The following is a 12,530-nucleotide window of genomic DNA, read 5'->3' as shown; positions in this document are numbered from 1 at the left end:
AATCGCAGTATTGAACCGTTTCAATATGATTGAACAAATCGCGAAATACAAAAAAAGCTAAGTGCGATTAACACTTAGCTTTTTATTTTTTGTCAAAACGAGTGGCTGGTTCTATTTTTCCCAGCGCTGCGCTGCTTGATGATCGGTGTCGCGCGATTCAATCCAACGATCTTCGTTAGTTGTGCGCTCTTTTTTCCAAAACGGTGCTTTGGTTTTCAGGTAGTCCATAATGAACTCGCACGCATCAAATGCCGCGCCGCGGTGCGCACTAGAAACGCCCACAAATACAATTTGGTCGCCGCTGTCCATATCACCCACACGATGAATCACGCGCACGCCAAGCAGAGGCCAGCGAGCTTCAGCTTCCTCACAAATATCGCTCAAGCTCTTTTCCGTCATGCCCGGATAATGCTCTAGGTGCAGTCCAATCACGTTATCACCAAGGTTCATATCTCTGACTTTACCAATAAAGGTCACGACCGCACCAGCAGCAATGCCTTTCGACAAGCGTTGATATTCTTGATCAACAGAAAAGTCTTCAACTTGTACAGAAACACGAGGATCCATCTTAGCCTCCCGTTACCGGTGGGAAAAACGCAACTTCGTCACCCGCTTTTACTTGTGTATCCAGTGGAACGATCGATTGGTTCACTGCAGCAAGCAGCTTGCCTGGCTCAAGCGCCAAATCCCACTTGCCTGCTTTTTCTGCGCCCGCTTCGACAAGATGTGCGCGAACGGCTTCGACCGTATCGAACTGGCCGTCCAAATCAACGCTGTCGATACCCACTAGCTCGCGGGTTTGAGCAAAGAAAAGTACTTTAATCATGATTCCGCCTTGAAATGTCCAGATTTGCCACCCGTCTTCTCTAATAGACGAACTTGACCAATGACCATGTCTTTTTGTACTGCTTTACACATATCGTAAATCGTTAGTGCAGCGACGGAAGCTGCAGTGAGCGCTTCCATTTCGACACCAGTTTTACCCGCAAGTTTACATACAGACTCGATGCGAACTTTGTTTTCTGCTTCGATAGCTTCCAGTTGAACTTCAACTTTAGAAAGCAGTAGCGGATGACAAAGCGGAATCAAATCCCATGTTTTCTTCGCTGCTTGAATACCAGCAATACGAGCCGTTGCGAACACATCACCTTTGTGGTGCTGGCCAGAGACAATAAGTTGCAAGGTTTCTGGAGCCATGTGTACAAATGCTTCAGCGCGAGCTTCACGCACGGTTTCTGCTTTTGCAGACACATCGACCATGTTCGCTTCGCCAGATGCATTAATGTGTGTAAATTGGGTCATTGTTTTTCCTTCGCTTTTAGGAAAGGTTATACAGATAGGTGTGGCATGAAGTTACAAGGGCGATGACTTGCATCCAACTGCTGTTTAATAATTTTTGTCCAGCCTGTACGACACGCACCAGTTGAACCTGGCATTGCGAAGATCACGGTGTGGTTAGCAAAACCTGCAATCGCACGAGACTGAATAGTAGACGTACCGATCTCTTCATACGACACCATACGGAACAACTCACCAAAGCCTTCAACTTCTTTATCAAATAGAGGCTTAAGTGCTTCTGGCGTGCTATCGCGTGAGGTAAAACCTGTACCGCCAGTGATCATGATCGCTTGGACGTTTTCATCGGCAATCCATTGAGAAACGATCGCGCGGATCTTGTACATGTCATCAATAACGATTTGTTTGTCTACTACGTTGTGACCCGCTTCTTGAGCGTGTTCAACAAGGTAACGACCAGAGGTATCGTTTTCTTCAGTACGTGTGTCAGATACCGTTAGAACGGCAATATTTGCAGGTTGAAATTTGCTTTCAGCGTGACCCATTTGTTCACCTATTCTCTAAATTAGCTTTGATACGCTTGGTATCGATTCGGAAAAAGTTAGAGCCAGCTTAGCACCAAGCTCTCTCTAAAAAATTGAATAAAGTTAGCCGCCGATAGACGCAAGATGCGGCGTCATACCAGTATTGCCATCGTGTAAGAAGTGGCTTACGGACTTTGTTTGCAGCTGCGATTGGATACGTTCAATCAACTCGTTTTCTTGGTCATCACGTTCCAGCAAATCACGCAGTTCAACGCCATGTTCACCAAATAAGCAAAGGTGCAGCTTACCCAACGCAGAAACACGCAGACGGTTGCAGCTTTCGCAAAAGTCTTTTTCATAAGGCATGATAAGACCGATTTCACCTTTATAATCTGGGTGAACAAACACCTGAGCGGGGCCATCATTGTGCGAACGCACTTTCAGTAACCAACCGTTCGCAATCAGTTGATTACGAATCGCAACACCAGAAACATGATGCTTTGAAAATAGGCCATCCATCTCGCCCGTTTGCATTAGCTCAATAAAGCGCAATTGGATTGGACGGTCTTTGATCCAGTTAAGAAATGCGGGTAGCTCGTGATGGTTCAGATCTTTCATCAACACCACATTAACTTTGACCTGCTCATAACCGACTTCGAACGCACGCTCGATACCATTCATGACTTCAGCGAACTTGTTTTCACCAGTAATCTGATGGAACATTCGAGGGTCGAGGCTATCTACACTCACGTTGATGTTTGTTAAACCGGCTTCACGCCAGTCTGCAACTTGCTTCGCCATTCTGTAGCCGTTAGTCGTCGTCGCCACCTTTTTGATGCCTGGCGTCGTTGCGACAGAATGAATGATGTCAGTGAAATCTTTGCGTAAGCTTGGCTCACCGCCAGTAATGCGCACTTTTGACGTGCCACAATCAGCAAACGCTTTTACGACCCGTTTGATTTCAGGAAGAGATAAAAAAGACGAGTTTTTGTTGCCCGATGGTTTGTAACCACCAGGAAGGCAATAGGTACATTTGAAATTACATACGTCGGTCACAGACAGACGCAAGTAATAAAACTTACGATGAAATTTGTCTTCGAATTGTTGCGCCACGGAACACCTTTCCAAACACGGGAGGCATGGCCATTTCCAATCATGCCCTTGTGACAGTATGTCACTGGCTCAAAATGCTTATCCTCAGACTTAGCATAGTGAGCTCGGAGTTATGGCAACCAGAGGGATAACCCCTGATAGCTTTGCGGAGTAAAATACTTAATATTTGTAATGGAATCCAGACTTGAGTGATAAAAAACTCTCTAGAGACACAAATTACCGCTTAGTGAGTACCGTTAGGACACTCATTAAGTTAAATTGTAGCCGTTTTTTACAACATTATTAGAAGAACGTAATGAATATCTATACGGATAAGAAAGTGGTCGCTGTTGGCGGTGGTCATGGCTTAGGTCGAATGTTAGCCGCTTTAAAAGACTTTGGCAGCAATGCTACGGGCATTGTTGCCACAACCGACAATGGTGGTTCAACTGGGCGTATTCGTCACTGCCAAGGTGGCATCGCTTGGGGAGACACCAGAAACTGCATCAACCAGCTAATCACTGAACCATCTATCAGTTCGATGATGTTCGAATACCGCTTTAAAGGTACGGGAGAGCTGGACGGCCACAACCTTGGCAATTTGATGCTAACAGCATTGGATAACTTGTCGGTTCGACCGCTGGATGCAATCAATCTGATCCGAAACATGCTTAAGGTTGATGTCAATATTCTGCCAATGTCAGAGCACCCTTCGGATTTGTCTGCACTTTCAGTGAACGGTCAATGGGTCACAGGTGAAACCAATGTGGATGAGATGGAAACCGACTTACGTCGCTTAGATCTTTCACCAGAAGTTCCAGCCACTAAAGAAGCCGTTACTGCTCTGGCAGAAGCCGATACAATCATTCTTGGCCCAGGCAGTTTCCTCACCAGTATTATGCCGCCATTGTTATTGCCTGAGCTGGGCAAAGCCATTGCAGCAAACCGAAAAGCGAAGGTGATATTCGTTGCTAACCTCAGCCCTGAATACGGCCCAGCAGGTCGAATGTCGATGGCGCAAAAGCTGGAATGGTGTGAACGTGCGTGCCAAGGACGAAGAATCGATGTCGTCCTTGCCGAAGAAACGGACCAGAAAGTGTTGGAACAATGGAACGTCGTTACCGAATCATTAGCCTCAACCAACCGAGATTGGCGTCACGACCGAGATAAGTTGAAAGCAGCGATAGAAAACCAACTACTCGCTAAGTAGCCACTTGAGACTGCCAACGTTGATACGACAAAGCCCTTCCAATATGGAAGGGCTTTGTGTTTAAAAAGTAAAGGCTTTATTGAGTCCAAGAGCGATACGCGTCGCGTGTTTCATTCAAGCGATCAAGCATAGTGTTAACCTCACTACCCTGTTCAACTAACTCACCAGATTTGGCTTTTTTATCGATAGACATCGCTAACTCACACAAACTGTCGGCTCCGAAACTCGCAGCACTGCTTTTTAGCGCATGGCTGATCTCTTTCAAATACACTAAGCGCTCTGAACCTTCTAACTGCGACAAGTTGTCGATGTACGTATCCATCTCACCCAAAAAAATATCGAGCAAAACAGGCACGTTATCACTGCCGATTTCCATCGACAGTTCATCTATTTTTTGTTGATTCAATATCGTCATGCTTACACCTTCTGCCGCTCTTCTTTACCATTCCATGCTTGTAGTTTGCGGTAAATCGTTGACGGACTGACATCAAGATACCCAGCGGCTCTTGGAATATTGCCGTCACACGCCTCAATCGCTTGCTCAATCGCCATTTTCTCTGTCATCCATAGCGGCATGATCTCTGAAACAGTCATCGCTTTTGGCTCAATCAGTTTAGATACAGATGGCCTATCTAACGGTTGATTCAGCGGCGGTGGCAACATATCTAACGTAATTTCTTTGCCGTTGTTGAGCACCACGATATTGCGTAGTACGTTTTGTAGTTGTCGGACGTTACCCGGCCACTCATAACTGTTAAAGCGGTCAATCACTTCTTGAGAAAAGCGGACAAAGTTTTTGCCCTCTTCATGAGACATGTAGCCTAACAGTGAGTACGCAATTTCAATCACATCTTCACCACGTTCGCGAAGAGGCGGAAGATGCAAAGGAATCACGTATAAACGGTAGTATAAGTCTTCGCGGAAACGCCCTTCTTGAACTTCTTTCCAAGGGTCTCGGTTGGTCGCACAAACGAAACGCACATCCACACTCTTCATTTTTGAAGAGCCCACTTTCTGGAACGTACCGGTTTGGATGAATCGCAATAATTTGGTTTGTAGGTCCAAATCCATTTCACACAATTCATCGAGGAACAACGTGCCACCATCGGCTAACTCAGCGGCACCTTGACGGTCATTTGCCGCACCAGTAAATGCTCCTTTTACGTGACCAAATAGTTCACTTTCAATTAAGTCTTTAGGTATGGCTGCACAGTTGATGGCAATAAACGGCTTATCACCACGTTTGCTTGCAGCGTGGATGGCTTCTGCGCATACCTCTTTACCCGTACCACTTTCACCAGTAATAAAGATACTCGCTTTACTGCTAGCGGCAGAGTCAATGGTGCGATAGACCTGCTGCATGGTTTGGCTGCTGCCGATAAAACCTTGGTAATTCTGATTACCCGGATTATCTGCTTCATTTTTTAGCTTAGTTGCTTTGCGAATTGCGTTGTTGACCGTAACACGCAGACGGTCGGCTTCACACGGTTTGATCAAAAAGTCTTGAGAGCCGTGACGCATCGCTTCTACCGCTGTATCGATAGAGCCATGAGCCGTCATGAAAATGATCGGCACATCTGGATGACTCTTTTTAACGGCGTGCAAAACATCCATCCCCGTCATATCAGGCAGACGAAGATCGAGAAGAATAAGATCTGGAATTCGATGATTGAGACTTTCAATGGCATCTCTACCTGTACCGACAATATTAATGTCGATCCCTAACGGCGTGAGGTACGAGCGGTATAACGCCGCAACCGATGCTGTATCCTCAACCATCAGAAGGTAACGAGATTTTTGGCCTTCAGTTTTTTGTTGCATAACCTAGCTAATATTTTGTTGTGTTTTAAACAATAATCGCATTACGCTTTGCATTTTGCAAATAACATTAGCAAAGTTACGGTTAATGATAATAGAATCAAAAATGATATCAATAGGTTAAAAAGTGGCATAAAGCATGCTGATATATTAGCGACCCCTCGGGTCACCTAGCCAACTGACGTTGTTAGTGAACGATATGTTCACAAAACAAGCCAATAGACCCGACTGCCTATTGGCTTCTTTTTTTGCCTATTCCAAGTATCTCTTTAGAAACAGCTTTTCGTGTTAGCTAGCTATTCGCGATGAATTGCGCACGCAGTTTTTCTATTTCATCACGCTTCTCAGCCGCAAGCTCGAATTCCAGATCCTGAGCATGTTGGTACATCGCCGCTTCTAGTCGACTGATTTCCTTCTCCAATTGTTGTGGAGACATCACTTCGTAAGTTTGAGATGGTTCAGCGACTTTAGACAGTGGCACTTGCTTAGTATTGCGTTGACGTTTGGACTTAGTAATGTCGCCCAACTCCATAATATCCTTGATATTACGTTTTAGCGCTTGCGGCGTAATGCCCATTTTCTCGTTGTACGCTTGCTGCTTCTCACGACGACGATTGGTTTCATCCATCGCTTTTTTCATCGATTTTGTAATGCTATCCGCATAGAGAATCGCTTTACCCTCAATGTTTCGTGCAGCACGACCTATCGTCTGAATGAGTGAACGTTCTGAACGCAAGAAACCTTCTTTGTCGGCATCCAAAATTGCCACCAGCGAGACTTCCGGCATATCCAAACCTTCTCGAAGCAAGTTGATACCCACTAAGACATCGAACTCACCTAAGCGCAAATCTCGAATGATCTCGACGCGCTCTACCGTGTCGATGTCGGAGTGAAGATATCGAACACGGACATCATGCTCATGCAGATATTCCGTTAAATCTTCCGCCATTCGTTTGGTCAGAGTCGTAACAAGAACACGTTCCTCTTTGGCGGCACGAATACGAATTTCAGACAATAGATCATCGACCTGAGTCGCGACTGGTCGAACTTCGAGTATTGGATCCAGCAAGCCGGTAGGACGCACGACTTGATCCGCAATTTCACCTGCCGATTTCTCTAGCTCATAATTGCCCGGCGTTGCCGAGACGAAAATAGTTTGCGGAGCAAGAGACTCAAATTCTTCAAATTTTAGAGGACGGTTGTCCAACGCCGATGGTAAGCGGAAACCAAACTCAACCAGAGTTTCTTTACGTGAACGGTCACCTTTATACATCGCACCAATCTGCGGTACAGTCACGTGGGACTCATCGATGATAAGCAAACCATCATGAGGCAAGTAATCGAACAAGGTTGGAGGCGGCTCACCCTCAGAACGACCACTGAGATAACGTGAGTAGTTTTCGATACCAGAGCAAAAACCGAGCTCATTCATCATCTCGATATCAAACTGTGTACGCTGGCTAATGCGCTGCTCTTCTATTAGCTTGTTATTCTCTAGTAATTGTTTCTTGCGTACTTCGAGCTCAACTTTGATACTTTCTATCGCTTCGAGAATACGGTCGCGGGGCGTCACGTAGTGCGTTTTCGGGTAAATCGTGTAACGCGGTAAATCTCTTTGTTTCACGACACCCGTCAATGGGTCAAACACACTGATACAATCCACTTCATCATCAAACATTTCAACACGGACAGCATCTTGGTCAGACTCAGCTGGGAATATGTCGATCACTTCGCCGCGAACACGGAACTGACCGCGTTCAAAAGCGACATCATTACGCGAGTATTGAAGTTCCGCTAAGCGACGAAGCATGTCACGCTGATCGATCACGTCACCACGGCGTAAGTGCAGCATCATCTGTAAATACGACTCGGGATCACCCAAACCATAAATGGCTGAGACCGAAGCGACGATGATGGCGTCTTTTCGTTCTAGTAAAGCTTTGGTGGCAGACAAACGCATTTGCTCAATGTGAGCGTTCACTGACGCATCTTTTTCAATAAAGGTGTCAGTTGTAGGCACGTACGCTTCTGGTTGATAGTAGTCGTAGTAAGACACAAAATACTCGACCGCATTGTTAGGAAAGAACGATTTCATTTCCCCATACAACTGAGCCGCGAGGGTTTTATTTGGCGCCAGTAAAATTGCAGGGCGCTGTGCTTGAGCAATCACATTCGCTAGCGTGAACGTTTTACCAGAACCCGTTACACCTAAAAGCGTCTGATGCGCCAACCCCGCATCTAAGCCTTCTAATAATTGCTTAATCGCGGTTGGCTGGTCACCTGATGGTTGATACTCAGAGACCAGTTCATAAACTTTACTCATACCCTTCCTCAATCTTTACTGCCTTTACTACGTTAGGCTGTGTTACCACTTCTGCGCTGTATATATATACACCTTAGTAAACGAAATCTATGCCTAAATGATTTTTCTCACTCATTGTTAATAATTTTTGTACTTTGTCTATATGGCTATAGCCTTATTCGAGTCGCTCTGATATAGTAATTCGCCCTAGTTGATAAACACTCCTCTAATATCAGCTTATAGTTTCCACAACTTTTCCCCAAAACTTCTCTAAAAAGCTCGTTATCCCCAAAAGCTCATCTTTTATCCACTTTGAATATTTTACCCACTCACTCAATAAATCACTGTTTCATCTGCCTATTTTGCGCATAAAACTGACTAAAAATGCACACAAAACAAACCGCGTTGCATATAAAAGATCTTTACTCAGATCTCATCAACACACTTATCCACAATTTTAGTGGATAAGTAACTCTAGCCCTTTACTGGCAAGCACTACAAAAAAGTAAAGCGCTTTAAGCGCAATTTTTTCAAAAAAATGTATTTTTTTACTGTTGACACTAGTTTTAGTGCTCGGTAAGATTCTTCCCGCTTTCAAGCAAAGCAATTCCCCCTTAGTTCAGTCGGTAGAACGGCGGACTGTTAATCCGTATGTCGCAAGTTCAAGTCTTGCAGGGGGAGCCAAATTCAAGAAAAAAGCTCAGTTGAAAAACTGAGCTTTTTTCGTTTTTAATCGTCAAAAAATCTGCTTAAAATTTGTATCCACTTGCTAAGTATCAGAGGCCAACTCAATCATTCGTATGGGCCACTCAGGATTCGCGCACTTTTCGTTAGCTCTCATTTCCCCAACAAATTATTCACCAAACTATTAATTCCGATACAAATTCATCTATCTAACTCACATTGACGGTTATTTTTCAGCCGTGTGTATAAAACCACATCGTTCACTGGTTGTTATTGGTGTCACAAAACACGATAATATTGGGATCGGATTTTAAGAACGTAACAACTATGACCGAATATGTTTTGTTGTTGGTCGGCACTGTGCTGGTGAACAACTTTGTACTGGTGAAGTTTTTGGGCTTGTGTCCATTTATGGGCGTGTCTAAAAAACTGGAAACAGCAATAGGCATGGGGTTAGCAACCACTTTTGTGCTAACCCTCGCATCTGTGTGTGCGTACTTAGTGGAAAGCTATATCTTGCGACCGCTCGGTATCGAGTACTTAAGAACCATGAGCTTTATTTTGGTGATCGCTGTCGTGGTACAGTTCACCGAGATGGTGGTACACAAAACTAGCCCGACCCTTTATCGCTTGCTTGGTATCTTCTTACCACTGATCACGACCAACTGCGCCGTATTGGGTGTTGCACTTCTCAACATCAATGAGAATCATAACTTCATCGAATCTATCATTTATGGTTTTGGTGCAGCAGTCGGTTTTTCACTTGTATTGATCCTTTTTGCTTCTATGCGTGAGCGTATCGCTGCGGCTGACGTGCCTGTTCCATTTAAAGGTGCATCGATTGCAATGATCACAGCGGGTTTAATGTCGCTTGCTTTCATGGGCTTTACAGGTTTGGTGAAGTAAACAATGAGTACGATTTTAATTGCGATCATCGCACTCGCTGTGCTTGCTGCGATTTTTGGTGCCATTCTTGGTTTTGCTTCAATTCGTTTTAAAGTTGAAGCGGATCCTATCGTGGATCAAATCGACGCGATTCTTCCACAAACACAATGTGGCCAATGTGGTTATCCAGGCTGTCGACCATACGCAGAAGCGATTGCGAATGGAGACAACATCAATAAGTGTCCTCCCGGCGGTCAAGCAACCATCGAAAAACTCGCAGACTTAATGGGTGTGGAACCTGAAGAGTCGGCACACGATCTAGACAGCAAAGTACCGACCGTTGCCTTCATTCACGAAGATATGTGTATCGGTTGTACTAAGTGTATTCAAGCTTGTCCTGTTGATGCGATTGTTGGTGGGACAAAAGCCGTTCACACGGTCATCAAAGACGAATGTACAGGCTGCGACTTGTGTGTCGCGCCATGTCCAACCGATTGTATTGAAATGATTCCTGTGGAAACCACCACAGATAGCTGGAAGTGGCAACTTAACGCCATCCCAGTGGTTAACATTACGGATGCTGCCAGCGATGCAGCGAACGTGAAAGATTCAATTAAGTAAGGTTTCGTATGTTGTCTTTGATTGAACAAATTCGTACTGGCTCGCTTTGGGACTTCCCAGGCGGTGTGCATCCGGCAGAAAACAAAAAACAATCCAATAAAGCCGACTTAGTGCGAGCATCCATTCCCGCTGAAATCATTCTTCCGCTGAAACAGCACATTGGTAAAGCGGGTAACTTGTTGGTCTCTGTTGGTGAGCACGTTTTAAAAGGACAAGCTTTAACCCAATCAGAAACTGGGTTTACAGTACCCGTACATGCGCCAACTTCTGGCACTATTACTGCCATCGAGCCTCGAACGGTGGCTCACCCTTCTGGTTTGAGCGAATTGTGCGCCGTCATCACTCCTGACGGCCAAGATACTTGGTGTGAAAAGTCACCTATCGCTGACTACACTCAAGAATCCGCCGATGCACTCATCGACATTATTCGCCTTGCTGGCATTTCAGGGATGGGTGGTGCTGGCTTCCCTACCGCGAAAAAGATCCAATCAGGCATTGCTCGTACAGAAATCCTGATTGTAAATGCAGCAGAATGTGAACCGTACATCACGGCCGATGACAAACTGATGCAGGAGCATGCCGAAGAGCTTATTCAGGGCATCGAAATCGTCGAACATATCCTTAAGCCAAAACTGACGATCATTGGTATCGAAGATAACAAGCCAGATGCCATTAAAGCGCTGGAAAGTGCCGCTCTGAACAAGGACATTGTTATTCGAGTAATCCCGACGAAATACCCATCGGGTGGTGAAAAGCAGCTGATAAAGATTCTGACCAACAAGGAAGTTCCTAGCGGCTCTATCCCTGCAGATATTGGCATCTTGGTTCAAAACGTCGGTTCTTTATACTCAATTAAGCGCGCTATCATCGATGGCGAGCCAATGATCGAACGTGTCGTTACGTTAACAGGTAAAACCTTTAAACAGCCTCGAAACGTCTGGGCGCTCTTGGGTACCCCAGTTCAAGCACTGCTCGACGAATTCGGGTACAAAGCCGATAAAAAACTTCAGCGTTTGATCATGGGCGGACCAATGATGGGCTTTACCCTGCCCCACTCACAGGTTCCTATCACCAAAACGGCGAACTGTATTTTAGCTCCGACTCGTCACGAGATTTCAGCTCATCAATACGAGATGGAATGTATACGTTGTGGTCAATGTGCGGAAGCTTGTCCTGCATCTCTACTGCCACAGCAGCTTCAATGGCATGCTAAGGCCGAAGAATATGACAAGCTAGAAGAACTAAATCTAAAAGATTGTATCGAGTGTGGCGCTTGTGCGTTTGTTTGTCCAAGTGAAATTCCACTGGTGCAATATTACCGCCAAGCAAAAGCAGAAATTCGTACTCGAACTCAAGAAGCAGAAGCCGCAGAGCGTGCAAAACTGCGCTTCGAAGAGAAAAAAGCGCGTATGGAGCGCGAAAAAGCAGAACGTGAGAACCGCTTCAAGAAAGCCGCGGATGACCGTCGAAAAGAGATGAAGTCAACCGGTGGTGATGATGCTATCGCCGCAGCCATTGCTCGTGTTAAAGCACAAAAATCGAACGAAGATAATAAAGCTGAGCCAGCAGTTAAACCTGCTGTCGCGGCTGCCATTGCCAAAGCAAAAGCGAAGCAAGCCGCAGCAGCAAAAGTTGGTGCAACTGAGCCTGACAACTCCGAAATGGCAAAACTGCGTGAAGAGCGCAAGCGTCTTGCTCGTGAACGTAAAGCAGAAAAAGAACAAAGCGAAACCCCTGCTAACAATGCTGATGACAAAAAGTCCGCAGTTGCTGCAGCAATCGCGCGCGCGAAAGCGAAAAAAGCTCAGCAGGAAGAAAACGCATCTGAAGAGCCAGAAGATAAAAAAGCTGCAGTAACCGCTGCTATTGCTCGTGCAAAAGCGCGCAAAGCACCACAAGAAACTGAATCTCAACCTGTTGAAGAAACAGCTTCTCAAGAGCTTGGCGAAGATCCGAAGAAAGCCGCAGTTGCAGCCGCTATTGCTCGTGCAAAAGCGCGCAAAGCACCACAAGAAACTGAATCTCAACCTGTTGAAGAAACAGCTTCTCAAGAGCTTGGCGAAGATCCGAAGAAAGCCGCAGTTGCAGCCGCTATTGC

12 protein-coding genes, 1 tRNA gene and 1 riboswitch are annotated in these 12,530 nt (G+C 45.5%); of the genes, 5 read left to right on the top strand and 8 right to left on the bottom strand.

Going from position 1 to position 12,530, the window contains the following annotated elements; translation table 11 throughout:
• Window positions 1–111: 111 nt before the first annotated feature.
• The 5 genes from moaE to moaA all read right to left on the bottom strand — a co-directional run bounded on the left by moaE (window position 112) and on the right by moaA (window position 2,933).
• Window positions 112–567, bottom strand: coding sequence for a molybdopterin synthase catalytic subunit MoaE (gene moaE / locus NL646_RS12055; protein ID WP_253664272.1), 456 nt, complete (start codon window positions 565–567; stop codon window positions 112–114).
• Between the two features lies 1 nt (window position 568).
• Entirely contained in the window at window positions 569–826 is a 258-nt protein-coding gene (moaD, locus tag NL646_RS12050; protein ID WP_005461535.1) for a molybdopterin synthase sulfur carrier subunit, read from the bottom strand.
• Window positions 823–1,302: a cyclic pyranopterin monophosphate synthase MoaC gene (moaC, locus tag NL646_RS12045; protein ID WP_005461493.1), complete on the bottom strand. Its 480-nt coding sequence runs from the start codon at window positions 1,300–1,302 to the stop codon at window positions 823–825. The genes moaD and moaC overlap by 4 nt, the downstream gene beginning before the upstream one ends.
• A 26-nt stretch (window positions 1,303–1,328) precedes the next feature.
• Window positions 1,329–1,841: a molybdenum cofactor biosynthesis protein B gene (moaB, locus tag NL646_RS12040; RefSeq protein ID WP_005461494.1), complete on the bottom strand. Its 513-nt coding sequence runs from the start codon at window positions 1,839–1,841 to the stop codon at window positions 1,329–1,331.
• A 102-nt stretch (window positions 1,842–1,943) separates the two neighbouring features.
• Window positions 1,944–2,933: a GTP 3',8-cyclase MoaA gene (gene moaA / locus NL646_RS12035; RefSeq protein WP_140276697.1), complete on the bottom strand. Its 990-nt coding sequence runs from the start codon at window positions 2,931–2,933 to the stop codon at window positions 1,944–1,946.
• A riboswitch (molybdenum cofactor riboswitch) is annotated at window positions 2,922–3,055 on the bottom strand. (Overlaps the previous gene by 12 nt.)
• 173 nt (window positions 3,056–3,228) lie before the next feature.
• Between moaA and NL646_RS12030 the strand changes: the two genes are divergently transcribed.
• Window positions 3,229–4,122 (top strand): YvcK family protein, encoded by an 894-nt coding sequence (locus NL646_RS12030; RefSeq protein ID WP_253664271.1) that lies wholly within the window; start codon window positions 3,229–3,231, stop codon window positions 4,120–4,122.
• A gap of 76 nt (window positions 4,123–4,198) precedes the next feature.
• Here the strand turns inward: NL646_RS12030 and luxU are convergent, their stop codons facing one another.
• The 3 genes from luxU to uvrB form a co-directional block, all read right to left on the bottom strand.
• Window positions 4,199–4,537, bottom strand: coding sequence for a quorum-sensing phosphorelay protein LuxU (gene luxU, locus NL646_RS12025; protein WP_020838698.1), 339 nt, complete (start codon window positions 4,535–4,537; stop codon window positions 4,199–4,201).
• Window positions 4,538–4,539: 2 nt separating this feature from the next.
• Window positions 4,540–5,943, bottom strand: coding sequence for a quorum-sensing sigma-54 dependent transcriptional regulator LuxO (luxO, locus tag NL646_RS12020; RefSeq protein ID WP_005461534.1), 1,404 nt, complete (start codon window positions 5,941–5,943; stop codon window positions 4,540–4,542).
• A gap of 289 nt (window positions 5,944–6,232) precedes the next feature.
• On the bottom strand, window positions 6,233–8,263 hold the full coding sequence (uvrB, locus tag NL646_RS12015) for an excinuclease ABC subunit UvrB (RefSeq protein WP_005494496.1): 2,031 nt from the start codon (window positions 8,261–8,263) through the stop codon (window positions 6,233–6,235).
• A 587-nt stretch (window positions 8,264–8,850) separates the two neighbouring features.
• Between uvrB and NL646_RS12010 the strand changes: the two genes are divergently transcribed.
• From NL646_RS12010 to rsxC, 4 genes are all read left to right on the top strand, one after another.
• Window positions 8,851–8,926, top strand: a tRNA-Asn gene (locus tag NL646_RS12010).
• Between the two features lie 327 nt (window positions 8,927–9,253).
• Window positions 9,254–9,832, top strand: coding sequence for an electron transport complex subunit RsxA (gene rsxA, locus NL646_RS12005; RefSeq protein WP_005380762.1), 579 nt, complete (start codon window positions 9,254–9,256; stop codon window positions 9,830–9,832).
• Between the two features lie 3 nt (window positions 9,833–9,835).
• Window positions 9,836–10,432, top strand: a complete 597-nt coding sequence (gene rsxB, locus NL646_RS12000; protein ID WP_005480813.1) for an electron transport complex subunit RsxB — start codon at window positions 9,836–9,838, stop codon at window positions 10,430–10,432.
• 8 nt (window positions 10,433–10,440) lie between these two features.
• Window positions 10,441–12,530, top strand: a 2,090-nt coding sequence (gene rsxC, locus NL646_RS11995; protein ID WP_253664317.1) for an electron transport complex subunit RsxC, incomplete at its 3' end; no start/stop codon positions are given.

Source organism: Vibrio sp. Y20_XG_PY13 (assembly GCF_024181925.1).
GTDB classification, from domain to species: Bacteria; Pseudomonadota; Gammaproteobacteria; order Enterobacterales; family Vibrionaceae; genus Vibrio; species Vibrio parahaemolyticus.
Note: the sequence above shows the minus strand (reverse complement) of the source record. Positions and strands in the feature narration are given on the sequence as shown.